This window comes from Pseudoalteromonas sp. MMG022, assembly GCF_021654245.1.
GTDB classification, from domain to species: domain Bacteria; phylum Pseudomonadota; class Gammaproteobacteria; order Enterobacterales; family Alteromonadaceae; genus Pseudoalteromonas; species Pseudoalteromonas amylolytica.
The window spans coordinates 19,934-35,662 of record NZ_JAKFZQ010000021.1 but is presented as its reverse complement, the minus strand read 5'-3'; the positions used below and the strand labels follow the sequence as shown (position 1 = coordinate 35,662).

General features: G+C 44.2%; 14 protein-coding genes. 8 read left to right on the top strand and 6 right to left on the bottom strand.

Features of this window, described 5'->3' with window-relative positions; all coding sequences use genetic code 11:
- Positions 1-11: 11 nt before the first annotated feature.
- The 3 genes from L1070_RS16560 (at position 12) to L1070_RS16550 (ending at position 3,107) form a co-directional block, all read left to right on the top strand.
- Complete coding sequence (locus L1070_RS16560; protein ID WP_237126375.1) at positions 12-1,322, top strand: amidohydrolase family protein; 1,311 nt, start codon at positions 12-14, stop codon at positions 1,320-1,322.
- Between the two features lie 13 nt (positions 1,323-1,335).
- Positions 1,336-2,349 (top strand): low-specificity L-threonine aldolase, encoded by a 1,014-nt coding sequence (ltaE, locus tag L1070_RS16555; RefSeq protein ID WP_237126374.1) that lies wholly within the window; start codon positions 1,336-1,338, stop codon positions 2,347-2,349.
- 407 nt (positions 2,350-2,756) lie between these two features.
- Positions 2,757-3,107: a hypothetical protein gene (locus tag L1070_RS16550; RefSeq protein WP_237126373.1), complete on the top strand. Its 351-nt coding sequence runs from the start codon at positions 2,757-2,759 to the stop codon at positions 3,105-3,107.
- Positions 3,108-3,470: 363 nt separating this feature from the next.
- On the opposite strand, the gene L1070_RS16545 is transcribed toward L1070_RS16550, so the two are convergent.
- Positions 3,471-5,507: a tetratricopeptide repeat protein gene (locus L1070_RS16545; protein ID WP_237126372.1), complete on the bottom strand. Its 2,037-nt coding sequence runs from the start codon at positions 5,505-5,507 to the stop codon at positions 3,471-3,473.
- 236 nt (positions 5,508-5,743) lie between these two features.
- Here L1070_RS16545 and L1070_RS16540 point away from each other — a divergent pair, with 236 nt between their 5' ends.
- The gene (locus L1070_RS16540) at positions 5,744-6,505 is read left to right on the top strand and encodes a hypothetical protein (RefSeq protein WP_237126371.1); all 762 of its coding nucleotides are present in this window, start codon (positions 5,744-5,746) and stop codon (positions 6,503-6,505) included.
- Here L1070_RS16540 and L1070_RS16535 read toward each other — a convergent pair whose 3' ends face one another.
- Positions 6,506-7,408 (bottom strand): LysR family transcriptional regulator, encoded by a 903-nt coding sequence (locus L1070_RS16535; RefSeq protein WP_237126370.1) that lies wholly within the window; start codon positions 7,406-7,408, stop codon positions 6,506-6,508.
- A 148-nt stretch (positions 7,409-7,556) separates the two neighbouring features.
- Here L1070_RS16535 and hutH point away from each other — a divergent pair, with 148 nt between their 5' ends.
- Positions 7,557-9,050, top strand: a complete 1,494-nt coding sequence (gene hutH / locus L1070_RS16530) for a histidine ammonia-lyase (RefSeq protein WP_237126369.1) — start codon at positions 7,557-7,559, stop codon at positions 9,048-9,050.
- Positions 9,051-9,062: 12 nt separating this feature from the next.
- Positions 9,063-11,063 (top strand): urocanate hydratase, encoded by a 2,001-nt coding sequence (locus L1070_RS16525; protein ID WP_237126416.1) that lies wholly within the window; start codon positions 9,063-9,065, stop codon positions 11,061-11,063.
- 289 nt (positions 11,064-11,352) lie between these two features.
- Here L1070_RS16525 and L1070_RS16520 read toward each other — a convergent pair whose 3' ends face one another.
- Positions 11,353-11,916: a MarR family winged helix-turn-helix transcriptional regulator gene (locus L1070_RS16520; protein ID WP_237126368.1), complete on the bottom strand. Its 564-nt coding sequence runs from the start codon at positions 11,914-11,916 to the stop codon at positions 11,353-11,355.
- A 107-nt stretch (positions 11,917-12,023) separates the two neighbouring features.
- On the opposite strand from L1070_RS16520, the gene L1070_RS16515 reads away from it, so the two are divergent.
- Together L1070_RS16515 and L1070_RS16510 are read left to right on the top strand one after the other, a co-directional pair.
- Positions 12,024-12,272, top strand: coding sequence for a thioredoxin family protein (locus L1070_RS16515; RefSeq protein WP_237126367.1), 249 nt, complete (start codon positions 12,024-12,026; stop codon positions 12,270-12,272).
- Positions 12,265-13,008: a hypothetical protein gene (locus L1070_RS16510; protein ID WP_237126366.1), complete on the top strand. Its 744-nt coding sequence runs from the start codon at positions 12,265-12,267 to the stop codon at positions 13,006-13,008. Before L1070_RS16515 ends, L1070_RS16510 begins: the two co-directional genes overlap by 8 nt.
- Positions 13,009-13,106: 98 nt before the next feature.
- On the opposite strand, the gene L1070_RS16505 is transcribed toward L1070_RS16510, so the two are convergent.
- The 3 genes from L1070_RS16505 to L1070_RS16495 all read right to left on the bottom strand — a co-directional run bounded on the left by L1070_RS16505 (position 13,107) and on the right by L1070_RS16495 (position 15,720).
- Positions 13,107-13,583: a 2TM domain-containing protein gene (locus L1070_RS16505; RefSeq protein ID WP_343221767.1), complete on the bottom strand. Its 477-nt coding sequence runs from the start codon at positions 13,581-13,583 to the stop codon at positions 13,107-13,109.
- Positions 13,584-13,844: 261 nt separating this feature from the next.
- Positions 13,845-14,273: a hypothetical protein gene (locus L1070_RS16500; protein ID WP_237126365.1), complete on the bottom strand. Its 429-nt coding sequence runs from the start codon at positions 14,271-14,273 to the stop codon at positions 13,845-13,847.
- A gap of 748 nt (positions 14,274-15,021) precedes the next feature.
- On the bottom strand, positions 15,022-15,720 hold the full coding sequence (locus tag L1070_RS16495) for a TorF family putative porin (protein ID WP_237126364.1): 699 nt from the start codon (positions 15,718-15,720) through the stop codon (positions 15,022-15,024).
- Between the last annotated feature and the right edge of the window lie 9 nt (positions 15,721-15,729).

Below are 15,729 nucleotides of genomic sequence, written 5' to 3'. Positions count from 1 at the left end.
GGGAGAAAGTAATGAAAACAACAACAAACATAGCTGTACTCACGGCAACTTTGGCTTTGAGTTTTACTGCCTTTGCTCAGGTAGATGGCGTTATTCATGCTGGTAAAGTACTGGTTAAACCCGAGCAGGGCGCGTTACGTGAGCAAACATTGGTTCTGGAAGATGGTAAGGTTGCAGCCATTCATGATGGTTATCGCTCATTGAATACGCTCGGTTTGGCTGATGTGCCTGTATATGATTTGAAAAACCATTATGTGATGCCAGGCATGATAGATATGCATGTGCATGTGACTTTTGAGCGTGACAAAGATGCGAATCCTCATAATTGGCTAACGAAAGAAGACGCAGATTACGCGCTGCATTCAATTCCTTATTTAAAGCGTACCTTGGATGCGGGTTTTACGTCGGTGCGAGATTTGGGTTCTAACTATAAAGTGATCTTTCCGTTAAAACGCGCTGTTGAAGCACAAACCATCGTTGGACCAAGAATTTTCGCCGCAGGTAATGCGGTGACGCCAACCGGTGGACACGCTGATGTGCATGGTTACCGACACGATGTGACACAAACAGTGAACTACAGCCTAGGTGTGTGTGATGGTGCGGATGATTGTCAACGAGCGGTGCGTGATGTGATTAAACATGGTGCCGATGTGATTAAGATCACCGCAACAGGCGGGGTGTTAAGCAATACTGCTGCGGGTGTAAATCAGCAGCTTACCGATGATGAGCTGACAGCTATTGTTAACGCAGCGCACAACCTTGGCCGTAAAGTAGCGGCACATGCTCATGGTACTGGAGGAATTAATGCAGCACTGCGTGCGGGTGTAGATTCAATAGAACATGGCTCATATCTAGACGATGAGTCAATTAAGTTGTTTAAAAAACACGATGCTTATTTGGTGCCCACGCTGCTTGCAGGCCACACGGTTTCTGAGGAAGTGTTGAGCAACCCGAACATGCCTAAAGCGGTTGCTGATAAGGTACGTCAAGTTGCGCCGAAAATGGAAAAAGCGTTTCGCAGCGCCTTAGAAAATAAAGTAAATATTGCGTTTGGCACAGACTCAGGCGTATCACGCCACGGAAATAATGCGTATGAGGCCAGACTTATGGTGAAATACGGTATGACGCCTAAAGAGGTCTTGGTCAGTGCAACCCGCACCGCGGCAAAGTTGCTTGGACAGGAAAAACACTTGGGCAGTCTAGAAGTTGGCAAGTTTGCAGATATTATTGCGCTTGAAGCAGATCCGGAAAAAGATATCAAAGCACTCAGCAAGGTTGCTTTTGTGATGAAAAATGGCGTTGTGTATAAACAGCAGGATTAAGGATAACAACGATATGATAGATTTTCGTTCTGATACGGTGACCCAACCTTGCCAGCAAATGCGCCTGCTTATGAGCAATGCAGAAGTAGGTGATGATGTATACGGCGACGACCCAACGGTCAATGAGCTACAGCAATGGGCCGCTAAGCGCCATGGTTTTGGGGCAAGCTTGTTTGTCAGCTCTGGCACACAGGCGAATTTATTAGGTATTTTGAGTCATTGTGAGCGTGGAGATGAATACTTGTGCGGTCAAAGTGCCCATAACTATCGATACGAAGCGGGCGGTGCCGCAGTGCTCGGCTCGGTGCAACCACAACCTATAGAGAACGAGCCTGACGGTAGCTTATGTTTTAACAAACTGGCCAGCGCAATTAAACCTGATGATAGTCATTTTGCTCGAACCCGTTTGTTAAGCCTAGAGAACACCATAGGTGGAAAAGTGTTGAGCCTTGCATACTTAAAGCAAGCGCGTGCTTTTACTCATAAGCATCAACTGGCATTGCACTTAGACGGTGCTAGAGTCTACAACGCTGCGGTGGCCCTTAATGTGGATATTAAGGAAATTTCTCAGTACTTTGACTCGATGACGGTGTGCCTATCAAAAGGATTAGGCGCGCCCGTTGGTTCATTGTTACTTGGTGATGAAGTTTTCATCAAAAAGGCACGACGATTACGTAAAATGCTCGGTGGTGGCATGCGCCAGGCGGGTATTTTGGCCGCTGCTGGCTATTATGCGCTGACCCACAATGTGAGTAGATTGACCGAAGATCATGAAAACGCACAGTATTTGGCGCACCAGCTAAATACTTTACCGGGCTTCGATACTCAAAATTACGCTGTGCATACCAATATTGTGCTGGTGGATATTGATGAAAAGGTTGATATTTTTGCTATCAGTGCTGCGTTAAAGGAGCAAGGGATCATCATCACCCCAGGTTACCAAGGCATGCGTTTTGTCACCCATAAAGATGTGACGCGAGATGATGTTGATATGCTTATCAGTGCAATGGCTAAGCTACTGAACTGAGTCGTTTATCACACATAACAAAGAAATATCCGTTAAGCGCAGATGATTATGCAATTATCTGCGCTTTTTTGTTGGCAATGAAACTACCTGCGTAAATTACCGTGGCTTGTTTGGTGACTCATCTTAATCAGCTACGGTTTTATTGTGAAATACACCTTGTGTTCGGTAATCTCTTTTTGGAAATAAGTAAGTATTTAAATCAAAAGATTATCCATATTTTCTTGGATTTTTGAGCGCCACTGTATCTATCAAAATTCTATTTTTTTAAATTAATAGACATTTAATAGGACGATAAACGCTTTGCGTGAGTACTTTGTTTCGCAGATAAACCCAAACGATATGAGGTTTATTGAAACGAATGGTGATTATCATCGATTCATATAAATAATAAATAAAGGAACTCATCAATGTTTAATTTAAAAAAACTATTACAAACAGCGGTATTATCTTTAGGCGTGGCTTCAACTGCTTCACTTGCAGCGCCATCGGGCATTATCAGTATCGAGTATTATGCAGATTCGACCAAGCAAGAGCTGATTGGTTATTGGTATCAAAGCTGTTACTTGAACTTCAAAGTGTTATGGGGCGTCAGAGAAGGATATCGAGCTTATGACCCTATGCATGGCCAAGACTGTACACAGTTAGGTGAATATAGCAATCGCAGAGCGATGTGTTTTTCTGAGAAGTTTAATCAAGCGGCCAATGGTACAGGTGTTGTTGGCAGAGATGAGGTTGAGTATATAAAATCACAATGTTAACTTAAATAACAGCTAGTTAGCGAGGTTGGCTAACAGCCAACCATATAGCGGTTGGATAAATATTCTCTGACTGTTATATAACCAAAAGCCCCTAGTACTTTTCTGAGACTAGGGGCTAAAGAGCCTTAGCGGACGAAAATCTGAATCTTTGGTGCTGCGTATTGTTTCTTGGTGGATGAGACGTCGTCAAGACTTCGCCAAGACTTCATCATAGCGGCTGCTTCTATCTACAGGCATAAAAGTTTAGGTCATACTTATAAACGGTGTTGAACAAATAAGAGTTTGTTTGGTGACCGATATAGGAATAATCAGAGCCGTCAAATGTATCACTAAAATGAGTGCAAGCCTGTTCGATTGAGACGGCTATTCATTACCGCTTGAATTGGTGATTTTTCGAGGAAATCGAATAACAAAATGCGCACCTTGTGCATCTTCTACACACTCCACTTGACCATTCATGATGTGAACAACGCAGTTGTAAATAATATTGAGACCTAGCCCTAAATTCCCTTCTCCCAATCGGGTGGTGTAAAACGGGTCAAACACTTGTTTGCGCTTATCTAAAGGAATACCCGCGCCATTGTCTTTGTAGTGGATGATCGCGTCTTTTTTGTCGCACTGTATGGTGATATCAACTTGTGGCTCCTGAGTGTCAACAAAGCCATGTTTTACTGAGTTTTCAATGAGCTGGGTGATCACTTTTAGTAAAACTGGCGCATAGTTGGTCACTTCAATGTCATCGCCCGACAGATTAAAGTGAATGGCTTTGTTTTGCGACTGTGCGAGCCTACCGATGTTTTCTTTTAAAAAACTCAACAGCGCAAATGTGGAACATTCACTCATGTGCAGTTTGGCAGACATCATTTTAAATCGTTGTACCATATCTGCGGCTTTTTCGCTGTTTTTTTGACTAAGAGTAAGCAGCTCGGTGGACTCGCGAATAAATTGTGCAAGTTGATTTTGCGTCAGCGTTTTGGATGCAAATCCTGTGGCCAATTTTTCTACCAAGGATTGTAGTGTTGAGTCAGCAGTGATAACCAACCCAAGCGGGGTGTTTAGTTGGTGCGCCATGCCAGATACTAAAGTAGTCATGGCGCGCATTTTTTCAGACTCAACAAGCTTTTCTTGTGTGCGCTCAAGGCGAGAAAGCAGGGCTTGTAGCTGGCGTTTTTTGTTGTTGAGGCGATACATAAAGTACCACGTTATGATGATAATTAGCGTTGCGCTGGTAAGAATAAACCAGCCTAACTGACGGTCAGCTTCCGCCATGGCTAAGGTAACTTGATGCGCCTGCTCAAGTTGTTTAAGCGCCATTTCTTTAGTTTGTAGTTCAGTCTGGGAGAGCATGTAGGCAAGCCCGATTGATGCTTGCTTTTTGGCAAACTTGTCTGCGATTTCGTTATATTGCTCTTGTGTACTAAGCGCTTTTTCGAGTGCCCCGTCTTGTTTCAATTGCGCACCATAGAGTTTCAATGCCGCCAGTGTCAGGGTAAGTTGTTTGTGCGCTTGACCTAAATCGATAATACTTTGCAACTGCGCTTCGGCATCATGACTACGCTGTTGTTGTACATATATTTTTGCAAGTTCAAATTTGGCTTGCAGCGTTTTCGAGGTCGCATTTTTGCTCTCCCAGCTCTTGATGGCTTGCTTGAGAAATTGTTCGGCATGCACAAACTCTTGTTTAGCAGCGTAGACCCGGCCAAGGTTAAACAGTGACCAAGCCTCGTGATAGGCCAGCCCATGCGCTTGGCGAAGCGCTAGTGCTTGCTCATGCAAACTGTGAGCTTTGTCTATCTGGCCTTTCTCCAGTGCCACTTCTCCCAAGTTATTCAAGCCGGTTCCCTGTTGCGGTATCAAACTCTGTTGGGCTGCAAAGTCGTAAAAACGTTGAAAATAGTTTTCTGCTTCATCCAAAAGCCCTAACTTTAAATAGACATGACCAATATTATTTTCAGTTTGGCTAATAAATTCTGGGCGCTTGAGAAGCGGCGCCTCTTGATAAGCTTTGAGATTATTCTCCAGCGCCAGTTCATAGAGTTCTGCATTTGATAATGCACTGGCAGAGATACTGTAGTAGCTATATAAAATTCCAGGCTCATCTATGTCTCTTGCCAACAGTCGAGTCTGAGCCAAGGTATCCATGGCTTGTTCGATAAGATCTGAGTTTATTTGATACCAAGACTTCATGTACAGCAAGCGAATAGTCTGTGCCTTAGCTAATGTGTCTTGGTGGCGAGAGAGTAGTTCATCAATCTTTGTAATGCCCGCCGAGGGGGACTTTTGACCCTCGGCTGTAGCTTGAGCGCGTAGCTGAGCAAATGTATCATCTGGAAGCTTGGCAAGCACAGCGCTTTGATTTAAAAAGACGATAAAAAGGATCAACCATCCACATTTTTTCATTGACCGTACTGCTCGCTACAAGCTACCTCTTCATTCAGTTTAGTTAAGATTGTGTCTTTTACGAGTCGCTGAACATAGAGATGAAATGAATCGCAGCGGGCGTTGCTATAGAAAGTAATTAGGCAATTTATCCAACATAATGGTATTATGTATCCAAAATAGGTTCAGTGAGACGTGCCGATGTGCTTGGCACGCTTACATCAAAATAAATAGAAAAATGACAAGGATACAAAGTTATGCTGAAAAAATGCCTCATACTCATCGCGGGTTTATACTCTCTCACTGGATTAGCTGCAACATATCAAGCTGAGGACTTTAACATTGAATACGATGAGGATGTGCCCAAAAGCATTGTGGAAAAACTTGCACAACGCGTCAAAGACAACCGTCAGTTGGTATTAGCCTATCTCAAACAATCAAAAGAATATCAAGGTACGCCTATCAAAGAGAAGTTGACTGTCTATATCTCAAAGGAGCATCGTATTCCATATCAAGATTGGAACACCATTCACATTCCACAAAAGCGTGTCATAGCAGCATTCTCACCAGAGCAAAGTGGCAGACGAGGAATGGCGATTATTCATGAACTGACCCATGTTTATGCGGTAAGTGCCTTTCGTAAGAAGTTAAAAAATAACCGCGAAGATAGGTTCTACGATGACGGCATAGCGGTGTTTTTACAGCACAGGTTTGGTGAGTCACCTGAATACCCTGACTTTGGTACAGACCTCTACCGTATGGTTGCACAAAAATCAGCTGAACACGGGGGGTTAATTCCGCTTAGCGATGCCGAGCGTGTCAGAAATGCAGCGCAATCGGGTGTGGCTCGTCAACTGGCGTACTTGCAAGAGGGCGCGTTTACTCAGTTCCTCATTGAAAACTATGGTTTAGATGCTTACTTGAAGGTATACCGAGGTGAGGATATCGCCTCGGTGACGGGTAAAAGTTTCACCGAGCTTGAGCAACAATGGGCGAACCTTATAGCGGTGTTTAGCTGATCAACACGTACTGGAGTGACAACGTTTGATTTCTTCTATGAGCGCATTGGCAAGCGGCGATACCGCGTTACTCTTAGAAGAAATCAACACCACGGGGATTTGATAACAGTATTTTTCTGGCAAAATGGGTTTAAATAACCCTTTGTCTACCCAAAAACTGGCGTAGTGTTCGGGTAAATAGCCTATAAATGCCCCCGATAGAATTAAATGGGCAATACCTTCATCGTGATACGCGATGGCGCTGTTTTGATAGTTCAGGCCATCGTTTCGTGTTTCTCTATCACGCATATAGTTACTGGTGATCACTTCAGCATCGGCTAATAATTTCTCAATTTTTGAAGGCTCACAATCGAACAAGGGGTGTCCAACACCGCAATACAAGTAGTTGGTTTCGTTATGCAATGGGAAGTAATCTAAGCCACGCAAATGGTGCCTGCTCACGCCAAGTCCTACCAGTGAACGGCCGTTTACAACAGATGTTTCTACTTCACGCGCTTCGCAAACATTTATATCAAACTGAATATTGTTACCTCTGGCCTTAAGCGCAGCAATCGCACTGGCGACGCCACAACGTGGATCGCTGACCATTGTATCAATGACGGCGATAGTCACCCGACCTGATAGCTCGTCTTTGGAGCTGGCAACTGTTGTGGCAAAGGCCTCACATTGTTGCAGTAGCTCTAAAGATGCTTGATAGGTAACGCGACCCGGTTCGGTCAATTCAAAGCCGCTGCGGCCACGTTTACACAGTTTAATGCCCAGCCTCACTTCAAGATCAGACAAATGAGAGCTAATGGTAGAGCGACCGATATTGAGGCGTGACTCCGCAGCGGATAAGCCCCCGCATTCTACAATGGCCACAAAAATCCTTAATAGCCGTAAATCAACGTCATGGACTTGCATTCTGTCTACCTTTTTGTCTTACTTTTTAGTTCGATAAAATCGGAATGAATTACGATTATTATGCATTTATAAAACATCATGGGCAAGTTAGCATTAGCCTATTGAAGCACGTAGTTGCTCTGAAAAGACAAACGCTTAGGAGAAAATGATGACGTTTAGATATGGTGTTGACCAACTCACTCTGGATATCGTGAACGGGATTGCGAATGGCAGTGTTAAGGCTGAACTTTGCCAGCAAGCCCTAGATAAAATTAATGCGAGTCGACAAAATGTTGATATTATGGCGAGTTCAGATAAAGCCATCTACGGTATTAACACAGGCTTTGGTCCGCTATGTGATACGCAAATTTCACCAGCAGAAACCCACTTACTACAAAAAAATCTGCTAATCACACACGCCGTGGGTGTGGGTGAGCCAATCGCCAAAGCCATTTCAAAACTCATGTTGATCACTAAAGTCCATGCTTTGAGTCAGGGGTTTTCGGGCATTCGCTTAGAAGTGGTTGAACGTATGTTGGCGTTTATCGAACATGATCTTATTCCGGTCGTACCTGAGCAAGGCTCTGTAGGTGCTTCTGGCGATCTAGCTCCGCTTTCTCATCTATTTTTACCATTGATTGGCGAAGGTGAGTTTTGGCGTGGTGATAACACAATCCCCGCAGCACAGGCATTAAAAGAGCATGGTTTAGAGCCTCTAGAGCTGCATGCCAAAGAAGGTCTAGCACTTATCAATGGTACTCAGTTTATTCTATCGCACGCGATCACAGCACTGACGAAAATGCGTTACTTATTAGACTTGGCCGACTTGGCTGGGGCGATGAGTATTGAAGGGATGCAAGGTAGCCAGTCACCATTTAGAGAAGAGCTTCATCAGATCAGAGCATTTGCTGGCAACATAGAAGTGGCTGCACGCATGAGACACTTCTTTAAAGACTCACAAAATATGGCTGCGCATACTGATTGTGATCGCGTTCAAGACCCTTATTCATTGCGTTGTATTCCGCAGGTACATGGCGCGTCGCGCAATGCATACAACCACCTGAAAGAATTGGCTGAGATTGAAATGAACTCAGTGACGGACAACCCAATTGTAATAAGCAGCGAAGAGGCCATCTCAGGGGGCAGTTTCCACGGTCAGCCTTTAGCTATGGTGTTAGATTATGCATCTATTGCCGCCGCAGAGCTGGGTAATATTGCTGACAGACGTTGTTACCTGCTGCTTGAAGGCTTACATGGCTTGCCAAGATTACTGACCACCTCGGGTGGCTTAAACTCTGGCATGATGATCCCACAATATACAACCGCAGCGCTGGTGACTGAAAACAAGTCATTGTGTTTCCCGCCATCAGCGGACAGCGTGCCCACTTCAATGGGTCAAGAAGATCACGTATCGATGGGTAGTATCTCAGGTCGTAAACTCAACCAAATCCTTGGTAATCTTGAAAAGATCATGGCCATAGAATTGATGTATGCGGCACAGGCGATAGAGTTTAGACGTCCGAATAAATGTTCAGACATCATCGAAGAAAACTTCGCATTAATTCGTCAAAAAGTGGCCAAGCTTGAAGAAGATAGACTGTTGAAGCCAGATATCGATGCCATGATAGCATTAGTTAAAACACAAGCATTTAAAGTTAACTAAGAGGGAGTGATGATGAACTTTCAAGAGCAAATAAAACAAGGGATCCCTAGCAAGTTACCGCCTGCAAAACCTTATCCAGAAGATGCTAACCGTGCGCCAAAGCGCAAAGACATCTTATCGGCGGATGAAAAGCAACTGGCTATTCGCAATGCCTTACGTTACTTCCCTAAAGAATGGCATCAAGAACTGGCACAAGAATTTGCGCAAGAGCTAAAAGACTTCGGCCGCATTTATATGTACCGCTTTAAGCCAAACTATGAACTTAAAGCCCGCTCAATTTCAGATTACCCAGCAAAATGTCAGCAAGCTGCTGCTATCATGCTGATGATCGACAACAACCTAGACCCTGCTGTGGCTCAACACCCAGAGGAGTTGATCACTTACGGTGGTAACGGCGCTGTTTTTCAAAACTGGGCGCAGTACTTGTTGGCGATGAAGTATTTAAGTGAGATGGAAGAAGACCAAACGCTGCACATGTACTCAGGTCATCCTATGGGGTTATTCCCATCATCAAAAGAAGCACCACGGGTGGTGGTGACCAACGGTATGATGATCCCGAACTATTCAAAACCAGATGACTGGGAAAAGTTCAATGCCTTGGGCGTGACTCAGTACGGTCAAATGACCGCGGGCTCGTTCATGTACATTGGCCCACAAGGTATCGTACACGGCACCACAATCACCGTGATGAATGCGTTCCGTAAAGTGTTGAACAAGGGCGAAAGTCCAAAAGGTAAGATTTTCCTAACCGCAGGTTTAGGCGGCATGAGCGGCGCTCAGCCTAAAGCGGGTAACATTGCCAGCTGTATTACGGTGTGTGCAGAAGTAAATCCTAAAGCGGCAACGAAACGCCACCAACAGGGTTGGGTTGATGAGCTTATCGACAATATGGACGCGCTCATCGCGCGTGTGAAAGAAGCACAAGCGAATGAAGAAGTGGTGTCAATTGCTTACATTGGTAATGTGGTAGATGTGTGGGAGCATTTCTACGAGCAAGATATTTTTGTGCACTTAGGCTCGGATCAAACATCACTACACAACCCTTGGTCGGGCGGTTATTACCCTGTTGATATTAGCTACGAAGAATCAAACCGCTTAATTCGTGAAGAACCTGATGTGTTCAAAGAAAAAGTGCAAGCAACGTTGAAGCGCCACGCGGATGCGGTGAATAAGCACACTGCTAAAGGCACCTATTTCTTTGATTACGGTAATGCCTTCTTGCTTGAAGCATCACGCGCTGGCGGTGATGTGATGGCAGAAAATGGCATCGACTTTAAATATCCATCATATGTGCAGGATATTCTTGGTCCTATGTGTTTCGACTACGGCTTTGGCCCATTCCGCTGGGTATGTACATCGGGCAACTCTGATGATTTAGATAAAACCGATGCGATTGCCGCTGATGTGTTGAACAAGATCATGGCTGAGTCTCCTGAGGAAATTCAGCAGCAGATGCAAGACAACATCACTTGGATAAAAGACGCCAAGCAAAACAAGCTAGTGGTAGGTTCACAAGCGCGTATTTTGTACGCCGATGCGCAAGGTCGTGCCCAAATCGCCAAAGCATTTAACGATGCCATTGCTCGTGGTGAAATCGGTCCGGTTGTACTTGGTCGTGACCACCATGATGTGAGCGGTACTGACTCACCGTTCCGTGAAACGTCTAACATTTACGATGGTAGCCGCTTCACAGCCGACATGGCGATTCATAACGTGATTGGAGATAGTTTCCGTGGTGCAACTTGGGTATCAATTCACAACGGTGGCGGTGTAGGCTGGGGTGAGGTGATCAATGGTGGTTTCGGTATGCTGCTAGATGGCACACCAGAGGCAGAAGGTCGCCTTAAGTCAATGTTGTTGTTTGATGTAAACAACGGGATTGCACGTCGTAGCTGGGCGCGTAACGAAGAGGCTGATTTTGCGATTAAACGTGAAATGGCGCGTACACCTAAGCTAAAAGTCACTTTAGCAAACAATGTGGATGATGAGATTTTAAATAACTTATCGTTCTAAACACGGCAAAATAACTGAAAAGGCCAGACAACATTGTCTGGCCTTTTTTATTTACTTGATTGGTGTGAGCTCCGTTGTTATTCAGCTAAATCGCAGCTTGCGAGCGTGATATTTAAAGACTTAAGAACCTCCTCATTGAGCAACGCCGCATAAAACACCACCTGTAAATGAACCGTCAATACATTTGAAAGGTAAAATCAAAGCTTTAAAATCAGTGTGTTAAATGTATAAGCTGCATGAGCATCGGTATCGCGCTTTAACATCGAAAGAATTCACCAATTGGACATCGCTAGACATCTTCGTGTTCTCGACAGATCAGCTGTGTATCGTCCGAGGTTAGCGGCTGCTTAACAAGGTCGCAAAAATAGTTGCCATCGTCTGTTAGCTGATTGAAACGGCATGTTTTACAGACCCCAAAGGTCTTTAAGTTATTAGCCTTTAGTAACGCCGAAAGCAGTAACTTGAGTGACGAGTTAATGTCTGATTGCTGTTGTGGTGATAACTGCTCACAAGCCTTGATAAACAAGTTGGTAGGTAGAAGTGCTGCCACGAGTTGTTGACCGCTTACCGACAGCTTTAAGTGAGTGATACGCTTGTCATTTTCATCTATCGTTTTGACCAGTAAGCTTTTTTTCTCCAATACCTTGAGTGTCTGTGAGACCGTACCTTTGGTTAACCCCAAGTATTCAGTGACCGCCATTGGCGTGTCTGAGTATTGATTACAGATCGACAGATAGTGCAATACCTCGACGTGCACGGGCTGTAACCCATGCTCTGCACCTGCCTGACGCGCTCCCACTTTAAGCAAATCGCCCAAGCGTTCAACGCTGTTGTATATGTGATTTAGTTTCATAATTAAATAGTATCGGCTAAATACTATGTTGACAACCCTGATTCTGATCTTTACAGTTTAAAAGGTGTTGAGTCGATACCTTTTAATTTAACAAACAAGGAACAATCATGAAGAAGGCAATTTTTTATCACGCGGGTTGCGCAGTGTGTGTTGAAGCAGAGCAACAGGTTTTGCATGCACTGGATAGCAATCGTTATGAAGTGGAGTCAGTACATTTGGCGCAAAACACACAGGCAATTGACCAAGCCGAACAGGCAGGCGTTAGGTCGGTGCCGGCTTTGTTGTTAGATGACGTTGTGTTTCATATTAACTTTGGGGCGTCACTTGAAGAGGTAAAAGGAGCTTGTCATGGCTAAATTTAATTTACTTGCTTCATGTTTGGCTGTGGCCCTTTCGTTGCCAGCTTTAAGCCATGAACAACATAAAGGTGGGATCAAAGCGCCGGTTAATGATACGACGTTAGCGCCTTTTGACATCATTCACGGAAAAATCACTACCAAAGGTAATGTTGCTACGTTTCATATGGCGGTCTCTGGCGAAGCGGGAACACACAAACCCACTGCCAGCGGTAAGCTTGCAGGGAGCGAGGTATTTTCATATGTATGGCCCACTTCGATTGATAGCTATGAAGTTGGGTTTGAACGCAATGCAGGTATTTTGGCATTAGCTGTTACAGCACATCCGGATTTTGATGATACGCCATTGTATGATGAAAATGGTGATGGCAATACCAGTAATGATGGCAACATATGGCACAGTCATTGGGTGGTACTACAGGCTAATGAGCAATGTGGTAATGGCGCGTTGGGGGTTGTGGATATTCCCAAAGGGAGCAAACCGAGACTACCCAAAACTTGGCCTGGCTTACCCATTCTTTTGGATAGCCCTGGCTGGCATCCAACCTTTAACGGCGATGTGGTTGAAGTAAAAGTCCCATTTGAGAATATTGGCTTGCTTGAAGATACTCAGTTTGATGGTGTAACAGCGGGTTTAAGGGTCAATCAGAGTGTTCACGCGCCATTACTGTGCGTAGTCAATGTGATGGATATCGCCTCTGGAGATTTAAGCCTGCCTGGCAAGGTTAACAAATAGTCGTGTTTGAATGGGCTTAAGCCAACACCGCTTCAATGTTTGTGTAGTCACTGAAGTGGTGTTTTAATTGTAAGGTTTTGAGGTAACTAAATATATTTTTATAGTTTTCTACCAAGTCGTTTTTCTATTTGGCGTTTTTCCCACTTGGATCCAAATAGATTAAATACTTCATATGTATCGAGCGCATGGCTGATAACGCCCACACCCCAACCCAGTGCAACCCACCAAGCCCAGTAATAATGAGGTGATACAAAATAGTTGATAATAAACAAAGTGATGATGGTTACCCCATATTGTATCAAGTGACTGTAAAACGCCTTTATGGCCCATACTTGTTCGATAACTTTGTTTTCTTGGTCGCTAATAGCGGCGGTGTTTGTGTCGGCTTTCATCGTTAGCTCCTGTTGAAGACTGGCAACTGTGGTTTCAAAAACAGCAGCTAAAGACTTAAGCGATTCTAAACTAGGTGTTTGACCGCGCTCGATACGCTGAATTGTTCTCAAGCTTAAACCACTAGCCTCGGCCAGTTGTTCCTGAGACCAAGCTTTTTGTAATCTTAACTTTCTAATAATCACATTTTTGTCCTTGCTGTTGTGCTTAAGTAAAGCCTATGGAAGTGGCCCAACAATTGTAACGTCAGCTTTATGCCATCTTAACGACAAAGTTTATTTTTCAAATAGTTACTAAGTCTAGCTTTGCGTGCTTTCGCGTGCGACCGTGAACTGTTCTGTGCAGGCAAGCTTTGTAAGTAACCAGTCGAGCTGTGTAGCAGTTTGGTAAAGATTAAACTCGGCCGCTATTTGGCGCTTGATAGGCAAAACGTTGGCATGCTCAATCTAGTTGACCCGACAAAACTTATTGTGGGCAAACTTCACAGCGATCACAACCAAAGCACAAATAGTAGCGCTCAGAGGAATGAGTAAAACATATGGTGAAATGAGCACTAAGCCGGATAGTGGCCCACTGCTGGCACCAATAAAGTCATGAATAAACAAGGTAAAGTATATCAGTGTCATCTCAATTGAGGTGACGATTAAGAATGTGTAGAAGAACAAAGAGCTGTATTGGTTTTGAGGCACTTTTGTACCTAGGTACAAAATAAAATACGGCACAGCTTTGGCGGTCAAATCCATTAAAATCAGCAGAAAAATGGCATTGAGCTCGAATGTTGTTACCCCAAATAAGGCTGCTAATAAGGCAAATATAGGCGCGCTTATCAAAAGGTAAGATAAAGTGGTGAGTTCAGTGTATTTAACGATGTTCAAACTGTCTTTCCATGAGTTGTACTGAAGATGAGCTTCACTTTAAAGTAAAAACTCAAACAAGTGTACCTTTTTTATTTACTGTTAGAGAGCGCTCATTGTCAGAGAAGTGTCCAGCAAAACCCACCTTGAAAAGCTGAAAATTTGTACTTTAGTTAAATACACAGGATGTCTTGCAGAATATAAGGATGATTATATGAAAGCACTGTATTTAACCTTCGTTTTGGCATTGGTAGTTTTGCTATCGGGCTGCAAAGCTTCACCAGATGTCTCGCAGACTACCTCGTATATTAAACAGGACACCCACTTTAAAAACGAGCTAGTGAGACCCTTTTCTATTAGCGATGTCTTCTTTGTGATCATATTACCAAAAATGTACCCATAATTGACCAGCAAGTTGGGGTGGGTGTCCAGTTAAACATCCACAGTTAAACATCCACAGTTAAACACTTTTCAATGATAGCGGTGCTGGTTATTGTGTTATTACTTGTGGTGTATTTTGTAAAAGCACAGCCGGCGGCTTTGTACATCACGGCCTTTGTTATGCTGGCTGTGATGTTGTTAACATCGTACTGCATGATGGCTCGGTGATTCGCTTAGGCACAGATAAGCCCACTGAACTTGAACAGGCCATTCAGACGGTTATATCCCGTTAGCCTTGCTATACCAAACATCAAAACCAAGCATCAAATAAAAAATAAGGCCAGATTTTCATCTGGCCTTTATTACAAGTAGTAGGAGACTTGTAAATTTACAGATTGAAGGTGCGTGACACGCTCAGTACGATACGCTCATCAGCGGTATCATAATCTAAACTGGTGTTTTCAGCCGCCACTTCAAAGTTAAAGCCTTCGTAACTGGTCTGATACGCTAGACGGTAATGGTGATAAGACTTGTCACCCGCATCCCACATATACTTTTCACCATCCAATGAGTTTGATACGTCAAAGCTGGCGCGCAGTGTATGGCCTTTGGCAATTTCTACGCTGTGAGCAACCATAGCGATGGTGTGCCCAGCACCCGTGCCGAAGTAGTCCCAGCTATACCAGAAGTTAAACTCGGTGTGACCCAATGAGTTGGTGTAACCAAATTTTGAGTAAATCTCAGGGTAGTTTCCATCGCTTGAGTTGCTGTCACCGTGGTAGGTGTAATAAGCGATACCGTAATCTACGCTCCAGTTGTCGTTTAAGGTGACGTATTTACCAAGGTAGGCGTCCCACTCAAGGTTAGTGTCGCCACCAAAATCAACATTAGAGGCCCAAGTGCCCGCATAAAGACCATCATCGAATGCATAGTCTAGGCTAGCTTGTAGGGCAGGGTCATTTTGTGTTTGGCTCACACCATTGAAGGTATAATCCGATGCCGCCGTCACAGTCGTAGACCAATTTGCTGCCGCGTGTGTTGAAGCCAGTGCAAGTGCACCGAAAAGTAGAGTTCTCGTTGTTGTCATGTTGAAATC